The 17,719-nt window shown below is 54.8% G+C and carries 15 protein-coding genes; 9 read left to right on the top strand and 6 right to left on the bottom strand.

Translation table 11 applies throughout. From position 1 onward, the window contains the following. Position 1: 1 nt before the first annotated feature. From AC4FIC_RS04695 to AC4FIC_RS04685, 3 genes are all read left to right on the top strand, one after another. A complete protein-coding gene (locus AC4FIC_RS04695) occupies positions 2-1,246 on the top strand; it encodes a cystathionine gamma-synthase family protein (RefSeq protein WP_100258507.1) in 1,245 nt (414 codons plus the stop codon). A gap of 87 nt (positions 1,247-1,333) precedes the next feature. Then, positions 1,334-1,825 carry a hypothetical protein gene (locus tag AC4FIC_RS04690; protein ID WP_100258506.1) on the top strand — a complete coding sequence of 164 codons (492 nt, stop codon included), beginning with the start codon at positions 1,334-1,336 and terminating at the stop codon, positions 1,823-1,825. A 12-nt stretch (positions 1,826-1,837) separates the two neighbouring features. After that, the gene (locus tag AC4FIC_RS04685; RefSeq protein WP_100258505.1) at positions 1,838-2,500 is read left to right on the top strand and encodes a response regulator; all 663 of its coding nucleotides are present in this window, start codon (positions 1,838-1,840) and stop codon (positions 2,498-2,500) included. A gap of 89 nt (positions 2,501-2,589) precedes the next feature. Here the strand turns inward: AC4FIC_RS04685 and AC4FIC_RS04680 are convergent, their stop codons facing one another. Beyond that, positions 2,590-6,084, bottom strand: coding sequence for a PAS domain-containing hybrid sensor histidine kinase/response regulator (locus AC4FIC_RS04680; RefSeq protein WP_100258504.1), 3,495 nt, complete (start codon positions 6,082-6,084; stop codon positions 2,590-2,592). 202 nt (positions 6,085-6,286) lie between these two features. Between AC4FIC_RS04680 and hemH the strand changes: the two genes are divergently transcribed. Next, positions 6,287-7,315 (top strand): ferrochelatase, encoded by a 1,029-nt coding sequence (gene hemH / locus AC4FIC_RS04675; RefSeq protein ID WP_100258503.1) that lies wholly within the window; start codon positions 6,287-6,289, stop codon positions 7,313-7,315. Positions 7,316-7,910: 595 nt separating this feature from the next. Then, on the top strand, positions 7,911-8,180 hold the full coding sequence (locus tag AC4FIC_RS04670; protein ID WP_100258502.1) for an HlyU family transcriptional regulator: 270 nt from the start codon (positions 7,911-7,913) through the stop codon (positions 8,178-8,180). A 96-nt stretch (positions 8,181-8,276) separates the two neighbouring features. Here AC4FIC_RS04670 and hslO read toward each other — a convergent pair whose 3' ends face one another. Together hslO and AC4FIC_RS04660 are read right to left on the bottom strand one after the other, a co-directional pair. After that, positions 8,277-9,164 (bottom strand): Hsp33 family molecular chaperone HslO, encoded by an 888-nt coding sequence (hslO, locus tag AC4FIC_RS04665; protein WP_100258501.1) that lies wholly within the window; start codon positions 9,162-9,164, stop codon positions 8,277-8,279. Positions 9,165-9,177: 13 nt separating this feature from the next. After that, entirely contained in the window at positions 9,178-9,588 is a 411-nt protein-coding gene (locus tag AC4FIC_RS04660) for an RNA-binding S4 domain-containing protein (protein WP_273284848.1), read from the bottom strand. A 250-nt stretch (positions 9,589-9,838) separates the two neighbouring features. Here AC4FIC_RS04660 and AC4FIC_RS04655 point away from each other — a divergent pair, with 250 nt between their 5' ends. Next, a complete protein-coding gene (locus AC4FIC_RS04655) occupies positions 9,839-10,675 on the top strand; it encodes a 3'(2'),5'-bisphosphate nucleotidase CysQ family protein (RefSeq protein WP_273284846.1) in 837 nt (278 codons plus the stop codon). Here the strand turns inward: AC4FIC_RS04655 and AC4FIC_RS04650 are convergent. Beyond that, positions 10,659-11,537, bottom strand: a complete 879-nt coding sequence (locus AC4FIC_RS04650; protein WP_100258498.1) for an HDOD domain-containing protein — start codon at positions 11,535-11,537, stop codon at positions 10,659-10,661. The two genes, AC4FIC_RS04655 and AC4FIC_RS04650, sit on opposite strands and share 17 nt — an antisense overlap. A gap of 99 nt (positions 11,538-11,636) precedes the next feature. Between AC4FIC_RS04650 and AC4FIC_RS04645 the strand changes: the two genes are divergently transcribed. Beyond that, a complete protein-coding gene (locus tag AC4FIC_RS04645; RefSeq protein WP_273284844.1) occupies positions 11,637-12,833 on the top strand; it encodes a class I SAM-dependent rRNA methyltransferase in 1,197 nt (398 codons plus the stop codon). A gap of 24 nt (positions 12,834-12,857) precedes the next feature. Here AC4FIC_RS04645 and AC4FIC_RS04640 read toward each other — a convergent pair whose 3' ends face one another. Then, the gene (locus AC4FIC_RS04640) at positions 12,858-14,018 is read right to left on the bottom strand and encodes an imelysin family protein (protein WP_100258496.1); all 1,161 of its coding nucleotides are present in this window, start codon (positions 14,016-14,018) and stop codon (positions 12,858-12,860) included. Then, positions 14,015-14,677 carry a histidinol-phosphatase gene (locus AC4FIC_RS04635; protein ID WP_100258495.1) on the bottom strand — a complete coding sequence of 221 codons (663 nt, stop codon included), beginning with the start codon at positions 14,675-14,677 and terminating at the stop codon, positions 14,015-14,017. Before AC4FIC_RS04635 ends, AC4FIC_RS04640 begins: the two co-directional genes overlap by 4 nt. Positions 14,678-14,860: 183 nt before the next feature. On the opposite strand from AC4FIC_RS04635, the gene AC4FIC_RS04630 reads away from it, so the two are divergent. Continuing rightward, complete coding sequence (locus AC4FIC_RS04630; RefSeq protein WP_100258494.1) at positions 14,861-15,352, top strand: RNA pyrophosphohydrolase; 492 nt, start codon at positions 14,861-14,863, stop codon at positions 15,350-15,352. Further along, positions 15,345-17,633 (top strand): phosphoenolpyruvate--protein phosphotransferase, encoded by a 2,289-nt coding sequence (gene ptsP / locus AC4FIC_RS04625; protein WP_100258493.1) that lies wholly within the window; start codon positions 15,345-15,347, stop codon positions 17,631-17,633. The genes AC4FIC_RS04630 and ptsP overlap by 8 nt, the downstream gene beginning before the upstream one ends. Positions 17,634-17,719: the final 86 nt, after the last annotated feature.

Raw genomic sequence — 17,719 nt, 5'->3', positions numbered from 1 at the left:
TATGAGTAAGGTTAAAGGATTCACCAGTCGCATTGTGCATCATGACCGCCTGCAAGGCTTTGCCGACGGCCCGGTGCATGCTCCGATCTATAATAGCGTACCCTATTCATACGCCACTACGGAAGGACTGGTAGAGGTTTTTCAGGGTCGGGCCAGCGGCCATGCTTATGCCCGGCAGTCAACGCCGACCACCGATTCATTGCAGTCCTTGATCAGTGAGGCCGAGCAGGGCATCGCCACCTTGGTCTTTGCGACCGGTATGGCAGCGATCAGCGGCACCTTGCTGGCCCTGCTGCAGCGCGGCGACCACATGATTGCCAGTCGATTTCTGTTTGGCAACACGCACAGCTTGCTGAGCACATTGGCAAACTTCGGCATCGAGGTGACCCTGGTTGACGCGACCGACTGCGCCCATGTCCGCGCCGCCCAGCAAGGCAACACGCGCCTGGTGTTTGTCGAGACCATTGCCAATCCGGGCACTCAGATTGCCAGTTTGGACGAAATCGGCCAGTGGTGTGCGCAGCAAAACGTACTCTTTATGGTCGACAATACCATTACCTCGCCTTACCTCTTTAATCCGAAAAGCGTTCAAGCCGGGTTGGTGATCAACAGTCTGTCAAAATACTTTGGCGGTCATGGCACGGTCTTAGGCGGCGCCATAACCGATACCGGTCTCTTTGACTGGTCCCATTACCCCAATATCTTCCCTGCCTATCAGCAGGGTGATGCCCACAAATGGGGCCTTACCCAAATCAAGAAAAAGGCCTTGCGTGATATGGGGGGTACCCTGAGTTCCGATGGTGCCTATCAACTGGCGGTGGGGGCCGAAACCATAGCGCTGCGCATGGATCGTCAATGCGCCAATGCCGCGGCTCTGGCCAACCTGTTGGCGCAGCATGAAAAAGTCGAGGCGGTATACTACCCCGGCTTGGCATCCCATCCGCAACATGACCGAGCGCGGCGTTGGTTTCGTTCATTCGGGGCCATCCTAAGCTTTGATCTAAAAGCCCCCTATGACTGTGCGGCCTTACTCGATGATATGGCATTGGTTATTAACGCGACCCATTTGGGCGATAACCGGACCCTGGCCTTACCCATGGCCAGCACCATTTTTTATGAAATGGGACCCGAAAATAGGGCCGCGCTCGGCATTGGTGACCGGATGATTCGATGCTCGGTCGGGATTGAAGACCCAGAGGATATATTGTCCTGTTTTGCTGAGGCATTGGCCCGATTGACGCCCTAGGTCAACTCGAATTGACGCTCCGAAGGTGACAGCTAGCGTTTAAGAGGCCACAATTAAAGTAGCTTCCGACAACCGAAGGTATCCCTTATGAGTGTCATTTTGCGCTTCATCATAGTATGGTCGACTTTGCTGGGCGGTGCCGCTTATGGTACCGAGTCTGGAAATCTACTAGAGGCTTTTAACGCCGTAAATTTGGAAAATCCAAGTTACGCGTTCGATGAATGGAGCGGCACGGGTGACGTGAATTCGGAAGAATTTAAAGTCTATTATGCTGAGTATTTCCAAACTTACGTAGATCTCGCTGCAAAACTGTCTATCCGGGCCATAGCTTGCGCGAATGGCGATTTGGACATGGCACCAGACTACCAACCTATGACCGACGTTACTGCGGTCTACACCCTAACTGGTGAGTGGGTGACTCAGGCACAAACCCAGCTGAGCCTGTGGCGGAACTTTAATGATCAAGATGCGCGAGTCAGTTTGGACACCCTGGTGCCGAAGCTGACCATATCCTTTAGTCGGATGTTATTCGAGCTGTCTAGTTGTTCAGGTTATTTGTATGGAGAACTGGTGAACTAATAGGAGTCGCTCGTGGATCGAATACTGATAGTTGATGACCACCCATTGTTTCGAGATGCCCTGAAACTGTCACTAACCCAAAAACCGTCAGTTTTGGCCTTGTCAGACAGCGGTCAGGTGGGCTTTGCCGCGTCGCTTGAAGAGGCCCTTGCCATCCTCGGTGACAATGGGAACGTCGACCTGGTGCTGCTCGACCTGCATTTGCCCGGCAACGACGGTTTTTTAGGTCTATTGGAATTGAGAAAAGCCTATCCGACCATTGCGGTCCTGGTGATCTCTGGCAACGACGACCCCTCAGTTATTGGCAAGGCACGTGCCTGTGGTGCGGCCGGTTTTCTGTCGAAATCCATGGCGGCCGATTCGATCTTACAGGCGGTAAAGGGTGTGCTCTTGGGCGAGGAGTTTTGGCCCCAAGGCGAACACAGTATCGAAGTGGATTCTGAATTGTCTGACATTGCTCGGCGGATTAATCAGCTTACCGATCAGCAGCTGCGCGTGCTGCGGCATTTGCAGATTGGCCGGCTCAATAAGCAGGTTGCCTATGATCTGGAAATATCCGAAGCGACCGTCAAGGCGCATGTCACGGCCATATTCCGCAAACTCAATGTACTCAACCGCACTCAGGCGGTGATCTTAGCCAATCGACTGCATGTCGATCCGGCTGTAGCGATTTAATACTCCCCACCTTACCCAGGGCAACACGCTTGCCCAACCCTGGTCGCAAATAGCCTCATATAGGCAGGCCTGCTAGCTGCGGTGATGGTTTAGGCCAGCTTACTCTTGATCAGGGCCCGCAACGCAATTGGCTTAACCGGTTTGGCCAGAAAGCCCATGCCCCGCTGCGCGGCCTCGACCTTAATCTGAGGCTCGGCATGAGCCGTGACTAGGATGCTTGGTACCGAACCTTGCCAGCGTTGTTCTAGCTTTGTAAGCAGCATAAACCCGGTGAGGTGTTCGCCCAGATGGTAATCGATGATCAACAGGTCGGGCATCGGTTTTTCCAACGCTTCGACGTCTGTCGTGGCGAAATCTGCCGCACAACCCCAGCCCATCAGCAGCGTAATCAGCGCATCGGCGTTTTGAGCATCATTATCGATGATTAGCACCCGAAAATTGAGCGCTGCAGCGTTCCGTTCCTTGCCCTGTTTGTCGCGCCCTTGCCAGGCTGGCGGTGAGTCAGTTAAGGGCACCAAAACGCTAAAGCAGGACCCCCGAGCCGGTTTGGAGGCAAGATCGATTGGGTGACTGAGATGCTGCCCGAGTCGGCTGACCACACTCAGACCCAGGCCAACGCCCTGGGCTTCTTGTCGATGTTGATCGAGGCGGTTGAAATCGAAAAAAATACGTTCGAAATCGCGTGCCTCAATACCCAGGCCGGTATCCCAAATCTGAATCAATAGGTCTACCCCACGTTTACGCGCGGTGACCATGACGCCGCCGTCACGGGTATATTTAATGGCATTCGAGACCAGATTTTGTATGATTCGGCGCAGGGCCCGACCTTCACTGGCGACAAAATGGCCGGTGGGTCGAATCCACAGGCGGAGTTTCTTCTCGGCGGCCAGGGCGGTAAATTCATCATCGATCGACTGAAATAAAAGCTGTAACTCAACGGTTTCCAATAAGGGCTTATGCAGGCTACCGTCCAATTTGGCGATTTCCAGGAGCGTCGAAATCAGTTCCTCGGACGTCCGCAGTGAGCTTTCGAGTTTCGGCAAGATGGGTTCATTGGGCCATTTTTCCAACAGCGCAGTGTTATAGAGTCGGGCGGCGTTCAGGGGCTGTAAGATATCGTGACTGGCCAAGGCCAAAAATCGGGTTTTGCTGTCATTAGCCAATTCCGCCTCGGTTTTGGCCTCCATAAGCATCGATTCAGCCCGCTGGCGCTCTTGGATTTCTGCCCGCAGCTCGTTATTGATATTACGAACCTCTTCGGTGCGCTGCTCAACCCGACGTTCGAGAGTGTTCTTCGCGTCTTTTAAGGCTTCCTGGGCTTTGACGAAATCGGTGATGTCATTAAAGGTAGTGACGAAACCGCCCCCCGGCAAAGGATTGCCGCGAATCTCGGTGACCCGACCGTTGCTGCGCATGCGGATAAAGCGATGCGCCGTGGCTAAGCGCAGGTGATTGAGGCGGCGCTGAACCAAATCCTCGATGTCACCCGGGCCACATTCGCCCTTCAGGGCGTTGTAGCGCACCAGCTCTTCGATCGAGACACCGACTCTAATGGTCTCCTTGGGATAGGGGTACATCTCCAAATACATCCGGTTCCAGGCCACCAGTCGGAGGTCCCGATCGATCACCGAGACGCCATGATCGAGATGCTCTAGGGTCGATGACATAACCCGTTGGTTGAACTGGATCGCCTGGGTGGTTTCATCGAAAAAGGTCACCACGTCTTCCAGATGCAACTCGCGTCCGGCCAAAGCGGAATGCATCATCGCGCGAGCCGAGCTGGCGCCGATAACGCCCGATAGGGTGCGCTCGAAATAGCGGATAAAGTCAGGCGTGGGAGTATCGTTGGCGAGGATGCGAAAATGGTGCACTCGCTCATAATCACTGATCCAGCGCCGGGTTTGACCGACCCCGGCGAAACGCTCCAGCATGGATACCAGCTCGCCAGCTTTTACCAGGGGATTTTTGTGGTTTAGGTCGGAGCGCAGGAGTTGTTCATCTAGCTGGACAAAGGCCGAAGCCTGGAGACGATCTGCCAGTGTCGTGGTGGCCGTTTTGGAGAAGTAAATGAGACCGGCAATGTTAGCGATCAAACTGAAAAATACGCCATGACTTAGAGCATCGGTAAAGGTGAAGCCGAACAAAAACTCCGGCCGCAGCCAGCTGATCTGCCAAGGGCCTGCGCTAAGCAGCTCGGGCGAGACAAAGCCCGCCTCGCTGAGCATCGGAACTAATAGCGTCCAGCTCCAGACCAGACTGCCCAGTGACATGCCGGCATAAGCACCGCGCACATGCGCGGTGCGCCAGTACAGACCGGCAATCAACGATGGCAGCAGTTGTACCATCAGCGAAAAAGCCAGTAGTCCGATCACCGATAGGGCCTCGGTATCGCCGAAACTGAGGTTATAGAGCCAGGCGGCTAGGATAACGGTCACCACCACCAGACGTCGAATAATGAGCAGCCAAGGACCGACATTGGCGCGATCTGCAGACAACCGCTTCTTAATAAGGAAGGGCAATACGGCGTCGTTGCTGAGCATGGTTGAGAGGGTGATGGTGGTGATCACAATCATCGCCATCGAGGCCGAGAAGCCTCCGATAAAGACCAACAGGGTTAGCCAGACTTGGCCACCGGCCTGAGGCAACAGCAAAACAAAGGTGTCGGCATCAATCTGACTGTCTTGAAACAGCCGCAATCCTGCCGACGCGATCGGCAGCACCACGAGACTGATCAGGATTAGGTAGACCGGGAACACCCAGCGAGCTGTTTTTAAATGGTCTTGGTGGATATTTTCCACGACCATAACATGAAATTGACGTGGCAGGATGAGGATGGCGCCAGCGGCTAATAGCAGCTGGGTTAAGAAGCTGAGCGAAAACCCAGGCCAGATAAAGGTTTGGGTGGCGACCAGTTCGCTGGCAAACTCCCGGGGTCCACTGTAAAACACGAAAATAACATACAGCGCCAGGCAGACGAGGGCCGTCAGCTTGACCAATGATTCAAAGGCAATGGTCAGCATCATGCCGTGGTGATGTTTTGACACGTCTACCTGGCGAGTACCAAAGAGAGTCGCAAAGCCAATCATCGAGATTGCTACAAAGAACGAGGTTTTCGAGGCGGTAAAGGGTAGCTCGGCGGCGCGGAAGGATAGAACCTGGATCGAGTTTGTCACCGCCTTCAGTTGCAATGCGATATAGGGCACCCCAGCCAGGGTGCAGATCAGCGTGGCCAGTAGGGCGACGCCGCGGCTTTTGCTGTAGCGCGATGACAGGAAGTCGGCAATGGACGTTGTGTTTTGCCGTTTCCCGACGCGGATCATTTTCTGAATCAAACTCTGGCCAAAGACAAACACCAGCAGGGGGCCAAGATAGATCGCCACGAACGACCAGCCGGCGGTGGCGGCGGTGCCAACCGCACCATAAAAGGTCCAGCTGGTGCAATAGACCGAGAGGCTCAAGGCATAGATAAAGTGGTTGTAACGGCGCGTGGCCTGTTGCCCGCGGCCTGAGTCGCCAAACAGGGCAATGCCGAAGAGACAGACAAAGTAGAGGACAGCAAAGCTGAGCAGGACCCATGGGTTCATAGTTGGCCTGAGATCTTATAGTCGGTTGGCTACGTATATAGCAAGCGTGAGAACGGCACAGCCGGTTGGGCTGCGACCCCGTGAATATCGACCCTGAGCCCCGTCAAAAGGGGTGCAGAGGCGGGATGGGAGTGATCTTTTATCCGCTGCTGTGCAAGATTCTTGTTACACTAACAGGCTTTCAATTCTGGTTGCAATCACTATGACTCTACCGACCAATCACCCCGATGTGAAAACGGGCAAAATCGGCCTATTACTGGTTAACTTAGGAACACCTGATGATCCCAGTACGTCCAGCGTCAGGCGCTATTTAAAGGAGTTCCTGTCCGATCGCCGGGTGGTGAACATTCCGCGTCTCATTTGGCTGCCGATCTTGCACGGCATCATCCTCAACACTCGACCGAAGCGTTCCGCTGCGGCCTACAAGAAAATCTGGCGTGAGGACGATAACGAATCGCCGCTGCGCTATTTTACCGCTCAGCAGTCCCACCAAATGGCCCTGAAATGGCCCGACCTAGTGGTCGATTATGCCATGCGCTATGGTAACCCCAGTCTCTCGGAAAAGATGGCTGCGATGACCAAGCAAGGCTGCGACCGAATTTTGGTGGTACCGCTTTATCCGCAATACTCGGCAGCAACCAACGCTTCGGTGAGCGATGCGGTGTTTGATTATCTTAAGGCCCAAATGTGGCAGCCAACGATTCGAATCGCCCATCCCTGGTATCGTCATCCCGCCTATATTGGTGCCTTGGCGGCCCAAGTCCAAGCGCACTTGGCCACTGTGACCGACGAGCCCGACAAGATTTTACTGTCGTTTCACGGTTTGCCGAAAGAATCTCTGCCCAAAGGCGACCCCTACTATTGCCATTGCCAAGTCACTGGGCGCCTGTTGGCCGAGGCCTTGGGTTGGCCGACTGATCGGGTATTGATCAGTTTTCAAAGTCGCTTCGGCCCCGCCAAGTGGCTGCAACCCTATACCTCGGACACCTTTGAGGCGTTACCGGCACAAGGCGTGAAAAATTTGCTGGTGCTGACGCCCGGCTTTGCCACCGACTGCCTGGAAACCCTGGAAGAGATTGGTATGGAAGGGGTTGAAACCTTTAAAGAGGCCGGTGGCGAACACTGCACTCTCTTGCCTTGCCTTAACGACAGCGAGCTGGGCATGGCAATGCTGGAAGCGGTTTTGACCGATGAACTGGCTGGCTGGTATACCCCTGAACAAGGCTTATAGGCCTACCCGAGCTCTGTCGACGGCTATAACGGTCGCTCGATAGAGCTGTTTTAGACACAGAGTCGACTCTAGGCAATGCGCACGACAGTAGAGAATTACGCATAGATTATAGACGTATTGGTGTGGGTGCTTTGATAGGAGGAGAAAACAATGGTATCCAGCGAAAGGCTCACTGGACCGACACAAACAGCTGACTGGTTCTTTTTGTTTTTATGGAACCAGGAATAAAAACAGCGCCCTTATTTTTGTTTTTTGATAGGCGCTTATTGTTCTTACATCCACCCTATTATTGTTTTTGTTGGCGGGTGGCCTCTATTCGTTCTGATTATAATATTGCATTCTGTGTGCCATGTTATTAAAGCTCTTTAAAATCAACAGCTTAATGTATATAGGCTGTTTTTTGTACAGAAAGTGTCAGGCTCGGCCAAACTCATCGTGGCATTCGGTAACACTTATGATCAAAAGGTAACACTTGTGCCCATTGGCTGCTTAGGCTGCGATCCAGTGTTAAACAAAAGCCGAATTAATACTATGCACTGCCAAACTGACGCCTGATAATGTTCCCAATCGCAGTAAATTTCAGAGGATGTGTCCTATGTTTGGCTGGTTAACGAAAACAAAAGTACCGAAGGTTCCACAATATGAATGGACTGAGTATAAGGGTTACCGCATTTGTGCGGCGCCCAAAGCTGAGGGATCTCAGTATCGCGTCAGTGGAATTATCGAAAAGGATGGCGAGATACTGCAAAGCCATACCTTTGTTCGGGCCGATATAATGCCGAGCGAAGCCGAAGCATCGACCATCAGCCTGAGCAAAGCTCGCCTGATGGTCGATCAGCTGGGCGATAAGGTATTTGCTGAGTAGCGAGTCCGGACCGCCAGAGACAAACCCGAGCGTTCGATCGGGTGTGTGCTAGCGAACTGGCCCGGGTTAAACCGCCTTGGTCGGCCGCGAGCCGGCCTAATTAAGGGTATCGTCTGCGCTTGGCGAGAACAAACGTTGGACGTCGTCAGCCCCGAAAATATAGCGCTCATGGCAAAACTGACAATCTATATCAATATGGCCCAGTTCCTCAATCAGGGCCAATGCCTCTGGGGCGCCCAATGTGATGATGGCATTGCCCGATCGATCGGCACTGCAGGTGCATTCAAATTCTAGCGGCCGCGGCGGATAGAGCCGCACAGGCTCCTCATGAAACAGGCGATGCAGCACCGTCTCGGCTTCAAGGCCAAAGATCTCCTCCGGCTTTAGGGTGCTAGCCAAGATAACCAGGCGTGACCAGCTATCATCGTCCTCATCGTCGCCACCGGTCAAACTGCTCTCGCTGGCCGACTGCGGCATCGCCTGTAGCATAAGGCCGCCGGCCTTATGCTGATCGGCAAACAACCAAATGCGCGTGCGGATCTGTTCGGAGCGTTGAAAATAACCCTCCAGCACTTGGGCCAAACCCAGGTCTGAGTCGTTAATTTCCACCACGCCCTGGTAGCGATGGCCCTGTTTTGGCTCAATGGTGATCGCCATCTGACCCTCGCCGAGAATCGGGCCCCGGTCATCAAAGTCATCATTATATTGGGCCAATGCCCGCAAGGCGCGATTATCTCGGCATTCGGCCATCAGTGAGCGCACCTGACCGGAGCCGCGCACTTGCAATGACAGGGTGCCCTCAAATTTAATGGTATCGCTGAGCATCGCAGCGGCGGCCATAAATTCGCCGAGTAGCGGTTGAATCGCGGCCGGATAATGATGCTTGCTGAGTACCTCGGAGACTGAACGATCCAGTTGAGTCAGTTCCCCTCGGACAGCGGAGTCTGCAAATAAAAAACGCGTGGTGTTATCGAGTACAGTCATGATTAAGGCCTGGCTAAGAATCGTTCATATTGGATTTCACGCGGATCAGGTCGCGCCGTTCTTTCTTGTTTGGGCGGTGATCGGGGGCGTGCGAGGTCAGGTTCATCGTTTTTCGCTGTTCAGCGTTTTCTTGCCGTTTGACCACCGAGGCGTCGGTTTCCAAGTACATGGCTTGGGCTTCGGGTGCGCCGCGACGATGACCGTGGACTTGGGTCACGACAATGGTCTTTTCCTCTGAGCCGATTTGTAAGCGCAAGATGGCGCCCATCTCCACACTCCGGCTGGGCTTGGCCCGGGCCTTGTTATAGTGCACCTTATTGCTTTCAACAGCGGCTTTGGCCTGGACCCGGGTTTTAAAAAACCGCGCAGCCCAAAGCCACTTGTCGAGCCGGATGTCATCCTTCGCTTCAGTCTTGGCGCTCACGCATTGGGCTCCTGAATAATATTAAATGCCGGTTTGGACTCCGGATAAGGGGTACCAGCAGGGTCGGTGCTGGGTCTGTCCCTGATTGTCGTTTAAAGTGTCTACCGAGCGGCAATCAAGATGCGGTCGTTGCCGTCAATATGCAAGGTCCGGCCACCAATTAACTCGATTATTGCCGCTTACGGTCGGGTAAGCAAGGCACCCGACGTGTTAGAATCGCGGGCTCTAGCGCACTCTGTTAAGGCCCAACATGATCTCACCGCAAGCCACCTCGGCGCCGCAATTGCCCCTAACCCCAGTGCAAATTAGCGCCCTGTATCAACTGGCTCGTGTGGCTGGTGATGCTATATTGACTATTTATCGTGACGAGCGTCTCTGGCAACAGGTGGCCAAGGCGGATAACAGCCCAGTCACCGCGGCTGATATCCGCTCCTCAGAGATCCTGGTTGCCGGCTTGGGCGCTATAGTCGACTGTCCAGTGGTGTCGGAGGAGGCCTTGCCAGACTATCAAATGCGCAAAGATTGGCCGCTCTATTGGTTGATCGACCCGATGGACGGTACCCGAGAATTTCTGCACCGATCTGATGAGTTTGTTATCAATATCGCCCTGATGTCGCACCAGCAGCCCGTATTTGGCCTACTCTATCGGCCAACCTCGGGCCTGGCCTGGTGGGGCGGTGAGGGCATCGGTGCTTTTTCGGGTTCGCCTGAGGCGCAGGCACCGCTGCCGACCGCCCGTGTCACCAAGCGATTGGTCGCCTTGGGGTCGCGGCGTTCGAGCTGGGCGGGTGCTTGGCGCGAACATCTAACCGACGCCGGATATCGGGTCGAGACCGAATCTCTGGGCAGTGCACTGAAGTTTGCCCGATTGGCCGAAGGTGGCGCGGACCTCTATCCCCGCTTGGGTCTGACCTGTGAATGGGATACAGCCGCGCCCCAAGCGATACTGGCGCAAACCGGGGGTGCCATTGTGCAATGGAACGGCGAGCCATTGGTCTACGGTAAAGACGATATACTTAATCCGTATTTTGTTGCCGTGCGCGACAGGTCGCTGCTGGCGGCGTTGATTCCTAGTGCCGGGCAGTGACCGAGCCGATGCCCATTTCGCTGAATTGGTCGATCATGGCATCGATATCGTAGGGCCCTAGGCCGGTAAATTCATAGATGTAAGCCTTGATGCGCGCCCATTCATAATCGTCTCGCACCTTGCCCAGCGCCGGGCCGCTGGCGCAGATATATTCGGCAATCTTTAACACGGATAACAGGGTTTTTTTCGCGTCATCTGCCCCGGCGTCGCGCGCAAACAGTTGGGTGATATTGTGGTGATCGGCAATCGCGTCGCAGATCAGATGGGGCAAGCGCCACGAGCGTGCGGTGTAGTAACCGATGACGGCGTGATTGGTACTGAAATGGTGGTTTTCCAGATCGATGACCCGCTCGGTATTGTGCGCGTAGGCCTGTTGCAAAATATCCATGTAGGTTGGGAAGCGTTGCTTCATCAAAACGATGCCGGTGTTGTGAAACAAACCGAGGCAATAGGCATTATCGGTCTCCTGCAAACCGATTTGACGGGCGACATTCTGTGAGACCACGGCGATGTCCATCGAGGTGTCCCAGAAATTATTCAGCCCCACTATATCTTCATCGCTCAATTGGCCTCGAATACTGATACCATTAATGATGTTGACCACCGACTTGATGCCTAATAAGACCGTAGCCTGGTGGACCGAACTAATGGTATTAGCTAAGCCAAACGCCGGTGCATTAACGATTTTTAACATCGCGCCGGCCAGACCGACATCCTGGGCAATCAAATTGGCGATTCGGCTAATGTCCGGTCTGGGGTGATACTGTTCCATCTGCAAGTCGACCATCACCTGGGGTTGCGGGGGAATGTTGATACCCTGCAGTATTTGATCTATCTGATCCGGGTCCAGTTCTATGCTCATAGTCAGGTCCTAAAATGGGCCGTTAATAGCCAAAAGTTTAGCAGTCACCCGCCGACGTGCAGGGGCGTTTCATTAGATTTATTAAAAAAGGTTTAACCGTTGACCACTCAAGTATTGCATCTTAATAAGGGCGCCGAACGCCGAATTCGATCTGGCCATCATTGGATCTACAGCAATGAAATCGACCTCGGAAAATCACCGCTGCAGGCCTTTGAACCGGGTTCAATTGCCAATGCCGTCGACTTTGCGGGTAAGGCTTTGGGCAGTTTTATGGTCAATCCCCAGGCGTTGATTTGTGCTCGCCTGGTGTCTCGCCAGATGGATCGAAGCCTGTCCAGCTCGGTGCTTAAAAATCGCCTCAAGCAAGCCTTGGCGTTACGCGAGCAGTGCTTTGAACAGCCCTGTTATCGTTGGGTGTATGGTGACAGCGATGGCCTCTCGGGTCTGGTGATCGATCGCTTCAATGATGTGCTCACAGTTCAAGTCTCGACCGCAGGCATGGAACAGCGCCTGCCGGTGATCCTCGAACACCTGCAGCGTCTGGTTCAGCCGCGTGGTATTTTGGTTAAGAACGACGGCAAGATGCGCGCTTCCGAGGGGCTCGACAACTATGTCGAGGTAGCCTTTGGCGAGGTTCCGGAGCAGGTCGAACTGATCGAGAATGGGGTGCGTTTCTTAGCGCCGCTGATGACTGGCCAGAAAACCGGTTGGTTCTACGATCATCGTCCCAATCGACTCCTAGCGGCCCAGTGGGCCAAGGATCGCACCGTGCTGGATGTGTTCAGTTATGTTGGTGGCTGGGGCATCACCGCGGCTGCTCTAGGCGCTAGCGCCGTGACCTGTGTCGATGCCTCCCAATTGGCTTTGCAGGGCGTGATGGCCAATGCCGAGCTCAACAACTGTGCGCATCGGGTCGATACCCTGGCCGGTGATGCTTTCGCGGTACTGGAGCGGCTGCATGCGGAAAAAACGCGCTTCGATGTGGTTATAGTGGATCCACCGGCCTTTATTACCCGCCGTAAGGACATGGCTGCCGGCGAGCGTGCCTATCAGCGCTTAAATGAGATGGCGATGAAGCTGGTTAGTCATGGTGGGATATTGGTCAGTGCCAGCTGTTCTATGCATCTGGACAACGAACGCTTGCGCGACATGATTCGCAGCGCCGGCCGCAAGTTGGACCGGCATGTCGTGATTCTCGCCGAAGGCGGACAGGGGGCCGATCATCCGGTCTTACCGGCGGTGCCCGAAACGCGTTATATCAAGGCGATTTTCGCGCAAATCAGTCAAAATTTCTAACGCCGGCGGGCACTGCGTGGCCCGCTACTGGCTAAATATGGGCACCTGCTGCTGTTCCGACAGCTGACCGAAAGCCAAGGCCAACGCGCTTATGCGCTGGCGTGCGGTGGCCCATTGGCCATCGGCGGCACTGTCGGCGGGATAGTTTTCCGGCAGTTCTTGGACGGCACTTAGACTGTCCGCCACGGCCGTCTGCAGATCAGCTGCCGTCATCGGTCGGTCAGCCCTGGAGTCAAGCCATTGCGCAAAGGCCGTTGTGCTCTCGGGTAAACCTACCCATCCTTGTACCGCGGTCAATAGCGCCAGCGGATAAGCCCGACCCTGGCCACTATACATGGCCGGATGATGCCATTCCGGTTCTGTCAGCGCTTGCTCATTGAACAGATCGTCCAACAAGGCGACTGCCGTTATGCGTTGCAGGCTGGCCAAGACTGCCACCAACTGGACGCGGTGCGGCAGGCCGCCAAAGCCGCCGCCGGCTTGCCAACGATTAGACACCGCACCCAGATCTGCCAGCAACATGCCAGTCGCGGTGCGGAGGTATTGGTGTCGCCGCTCAATCAAGCTATCGGCCGCAATGTCGCCCGTGCTGTGCCATGTCGTATCAAGCGGTTGCCGCCAGAGGAAAAACTCCACAACCGGAAAGCCCAGGGCTGCAGAATCTTCATCCATCAGTCGGTGTTGGCTGAGCAAGGTGGCCTCGTTAATGGGCAAATCCATTTCGAAGATTAGGCCGCTGTAAGGGTAATCTGGGATACTGTCGATATAGCCGGGCAGAAAGGGTCGGGTGTCAATTAGATCAAGCAGGGGCTGCAGGGTTTTTTTATCAGCCGGGTTGAAGGCGAGCTGGAAGAACAGCTGGTTGGCTGTCCAACTTTGGTAGCAGAGCCGGAAGGATGCCTGCGCCGCCTGCTGTTGACTCACTTCGGGGGTCGCGAGAAAGGCCTCCACAGAATCCGCTAGAGTCTGACACAAGGCCAACATCTGGAGAGTGTGCTGTTTTGCATCGAGCTGGAAGGCCGTGCCGACGGGACCAAAGTCTGCGCCAGACGGCGGGGATGCCAGTATTGTTATCGGTGCGACTGCCACAATCGGGGTCGCTTGATCCGGCCCGGAGTCTGTTTTCGGGCTGCAGCCTATCAATAGGGCGCAGAGGCCAACCAAAGCGAGCGCAGTGTTTTTCACGCAGGCTTCCTTAGATCGAGTATTGGCCAGCCGTTGGTCTGGGCGATGTCTTTGAGCGCCTCATCGGGATTGACGGCAATCGGATTATCGACCCATTCTAATAGCGGCAGGTCATTGCGCGAATCCGAATAGAACCAGGCGCCGTCAAGGCTCTCATGTCGGTCATCTAGCCACTGCTGCAAACGGACTACCTTGCCCTGTCCGAAGCTGGGCGTGCCGGTGGCTTTGCCAGTATAGCGTGTGCCGGTCAATTCCGGCTCACAGGCGATTAACTGCTCAATGCCCAAACGCCGGGCGATCGGTTCGGTAATAAAGCGATTGGTCGCGGTAATGATCAACAGTTGGTGGCCGAGTGCCCGATGTTGATCAATGAGTTCAATGGCTTGTGGCAGCATCATCGGCTCAATCACCTCGGTCATAAACTGCTGGTGCAAGGGCGCTAACTCGGACGGCGATTTGCCCGCGAGAAAGGCGAGCGTAAACTCCAGATATTCATCTATATTTAAAGTACCGGCCTGGTATTCACTGAGAAAATAGTCATTGGCGATACGGACCTTGTCGGTATCGACCAGCCCTTGGTCGACTAAAAACTGGCCCCAGGCATGGTCCGAGTCGCCACAGATGAGGGTGTTGTCGAGATCAAAAATGGCGAGGGTCACGGTTATGTCCTGATCAGCGGTGGAGTATAGGGTGATTCTAGCGCGAAATGCCCGCCAAGCCAAAGCGCCAGTGCAGATTCACCAATTGGCGCTTTCAGTGCGCTTGTGGAACAATGGTAAGCGATGATTTGATATACGACTCACCTGCGACCCCCAGTTAAACGGCGTTTAATGGAATAACGAATGATTGATTCAGACGGCTACCGACCCAACGTCGGCATAATTCTAACCAACACCGCCGGCCAGGTCTTATGGGCGCGCCGTATCGGCCAAGATGCGTGGCAGTTTCCTCAAGGTGGTATCCGCCAACATGAGACTCCGCTCGAGGCGCTCTATCGAGAGCTGCATGAGGAGGTTGGGTTGCAGGCAAGCGATGTCGCCATCCTTGCCTGCACGCGCGGCTGGTTGCGTTATCGGCTGCCGAAACGGATGATCCGCCACAACACCCTGCCGATCTGTGTGGGTCAAAAGCAGAAATGGTTTATGTTGCGCATGATCTCCGATGACACTCGAATTTCCTTTGACCACAGTGATGACCCTGAGTTCGACGGTTGGAGCTGGGTGTCCTATTGGTACCCCCTGTCCAAAGTGGTGTCATTTAAACGCGATGTCTATCGCCAAGCCTTAGCGGAGCTCGCGCCGCGGATCCACAGACCTCAGGTTGCCCATGGCTGATTTATTGAATTTACTGCGCAAGGTTGTCGACGCAGTCACCGGGGCCCGAGATCTCAAGTTGGCGTTGGGCCGATTGGCGAGCATGGTCCGCCATGGCATGGCTGTCGACGCTTGCACGGTGTTCCTCTGGGACCCCAATGTCGAACGCTATGTGCTGATGGCGACCGAAGGCTTGAGTGCCGCCGGCATCGGCAAGGTGAATCTGACCAAAAATGAAGGCATGATCGGTCTGGTGGGCAAGCGTGAGGAGCCGTTGAACCTGGCCAATTCCGCTCTCCACCCCAACTACCATCATGTGCCGACCATTGGTGAAGATGAATTTCACGGTCTGTTGGCCGTGCCGATCATTCACAATCGACGGCTGCTCGGCGTATTCTCGGTTCAACGACGCGCGATAAAACGGTTCAATGACGAGGAAGAAGCCTTTCTAGTGACCCTGTCGGCCCAGCTTGCGGGCATCATCGCCCACGCCGAGGCGACCGGGACCCTATCCGGCATGGACCTCATGGGCGGCCAAGCGCAAAACGACATTCGCTTCAGCGGCGTAGCCTGCGCCTCTGGCGTCGCCATTGGGCGCGCCCATGTGGTGACCCCAGCGATCACCCTAGACAGCATCCGTTATACCACGACAGACGATATCAGCGCCGAGCTGGCCCGTTTTGACAAGGCGATTGAGGCGGTGCAGCAAGAACTGTCCAATAGTCGAGATCGACTGAAAAATGAGCTGCGACCGGAAGAGCTGGCCCTGTTCGATGTCTACGCTGGCATTATCGATGATCAGGCCGTTGCTGGGACGGTCCGTGAGAAAATCAGTCTGGGCGAGTCTGCCCCCAGTGCCCTGGCCGATACCATGCGCGGCTATGTACAACATTTTGAGGCGATGGAAGACACCTACCTGCGGGAACGCGCGTCTGACATGCGCGACCTGGGCCAGCGTATTCTCTCGCGCCTAGTCGAAGAGCAGGCCGATCGCCGTATTCCGATGGGCAGCATCTTGTTGGGCGAGGAAATTTCTGCGACCGTCTTTGGTCTGTTGCCGCCGGGCAATGTCGCCGCCATCGTCTGCACGCAAGGATCTGCCAATTCCCACCTCGCAATTCTGGCTCGAGCATTGGACATTCCAACCGTGCTTGGCGCTCAGGATATTCCTTGGCAGGAGCTCGATGGCAAGGAGCTGGTGGTCGACGGTTATCGCGGTCACGTCTATTTCCAGCTGTCGGTCGAGCGCCGAGCCTACTTTGAAGACCTGCTCCATGACGAGAAGGTCCGCGTCTCCGGGCTCGATGCGTTGACTGGCCTGCCGGGTGAAACCACCGATGGTGTGGCCATCGATCTGCTCGTGAATACCGGTTTGCAAACCGATATTATTCGCTCCCAAGAAAGTGGCGCCGATGGCGTGGGACTGTTCCGCACCGAAATTCCCTTTATGATGTTGGGCCGTTTTCCGAGCGAAGAGGAGCAGGCTAAAATATATCGTTCGCAATTGGAGGCCTTTCACCCCAGGCCTGTGACCATGCGAACCTTGGATATAGGCGGTGACAAAAGCCTGGATTACTTTCCGATCAAGGAAGATAACCCCTTTCTTGGCTGGCGCGGGTTGCGTGTTACGCTCGATCATCCGGAAATATTTATCGTCCAGGTACGCGCGATGCTGCGTGCCAGTCTAAACCTCGACAACTTACGCATTATGCTGCCCATGGTTACCAGCGTGGGCGAAGTAGAGGAATCTTTGGCCCTGATTCATCGGGCGGTATACGAATTGAACGATGAGGGCGTGCACGTCGAGACACCTCAGGTTGGCGTGATGATCGAAGTCCCCTCAGCCGTATACCTGGTCAATGAATTTATTTCCCTAGTCGATTTTCTATCGGTCGGCAGCAATGATTTGACTCAGTATATTCTCGCCGTCGATCGCAATAACCCGCGTGTGGCGGGCATTTATGACAGCATGCATCCGGCAGTATTGAAGGCTTTGAAAATCATCGTGGCGGCCGGTAACGCTGCTAATATGGAGATCAGTGTGTGCGGCGAATTGGCCGGTGATCCTCTCGGTGCTGTCGCCTTGGTGGGCCTGGGGTATCGTAGCTTGTCGATGAGCAGTGCCAACCTGTTGCGGGTTAAATCGGTGCTCCGCCAGATTGATTCCGGTTGGGCTGAGTCGGTATCCAATGATTTATTGAAGCTCGACGATCCCAAGGTGATCCGCTCAACCTTGCAGTTGGCGCTGCAACAGACGGGTGTGCCCCTAACGTCCTTGGGTTTGTTACCGAGTCATTCCTAAGCGGGCGCTCGGTGTCATCGGCCGATAAAGCCGAGACATAAAAAAAGCGAGCCGCTGGCCCGCTTTTTTTATGTCCGCTGACAGTG

This window comes from Reinekea sp. (genome assembly GCF_982785585.1).
This window is presented reverse-complemented; position numbering and strand designations above follow the sequence as displayed.

What these genes read in the sequence shown, in the direction of transcription:
- AC4FIC_RS04695 (WP_100258507.1), top strand. Translation starts at nt 2, where the DNA reads ATGAGTAAGGTTAAAGGATTCACCAGTCGCATTGTGCATCATGACCGC.
- AC4FIC_RS04655 (WP_273284846.1), top strand. Translation starts at nt 9,839, where the DNA reads ATGATCTCACCGCAAGCCACCTCGGCGCCGCAATTGCCCCTAACCCCA.
- ptsP (WP_100258493.1), top strand. Translation starts at nt 15,345, where the DNA reads ATGGCTGATTTATTGAATTTACTGCGCAAGGTTGTCGACGCAGTCACC.
- hslO (WP_100258501.1), bottom strand. Translation starts at nt 9,164, where the DNA reads ATGACTGTACTCGATAACACCACGCGTTTTTTATTTGCAGACTCCGCT.
- AC4FIC_RS04650 (WP_100258498.1), bottom strand. Translation starts at nt 11,537, where the DNA reads ATGAGCATAGAACTGGACCCGGATCAGATAGATCAAATACTGCAGGGT.
- hemH (WP_100258503.1), top strand. Translation starts at nt 6,287, where the DNA reads ATGACTCTACCGACCAATCACCCCGATGTGAAAACGGGCAAAATCGGC.
- AC4FIC_RS04670 (WP_100258502.1), top strand. Translation starts at nt 7,911, where the DNA reads ATGTTTGGCTGGTTAACGAAAACAAAAGTACCGAAGGTTCCACAATAT.
- AC4FIC_RS04680 (WP_100258504.1), bottom strand. Translation starts at nt 6,084, where the DNA reads ATGAACCCATGGGTCCTGCTCAGCTTTGCTGTCCTCTACTTTGTCTGT.
- AC4FIC_RS04630 (WP_100258494.1), top strand. Translation starts at nt 14,861, where the DNA reads ATGATTGATTCAGACGGCTACCGACCCAACGTCGGCATAATTCTAACC.
- AC4FIC_RS04690 (WP_100258506.1), top strand. Translation starts at nt 1,334, where the DNA reads ATGAGTGTCATTTTGCGCTTCATCATAGTATGGTCGACTTTGCTGGGC.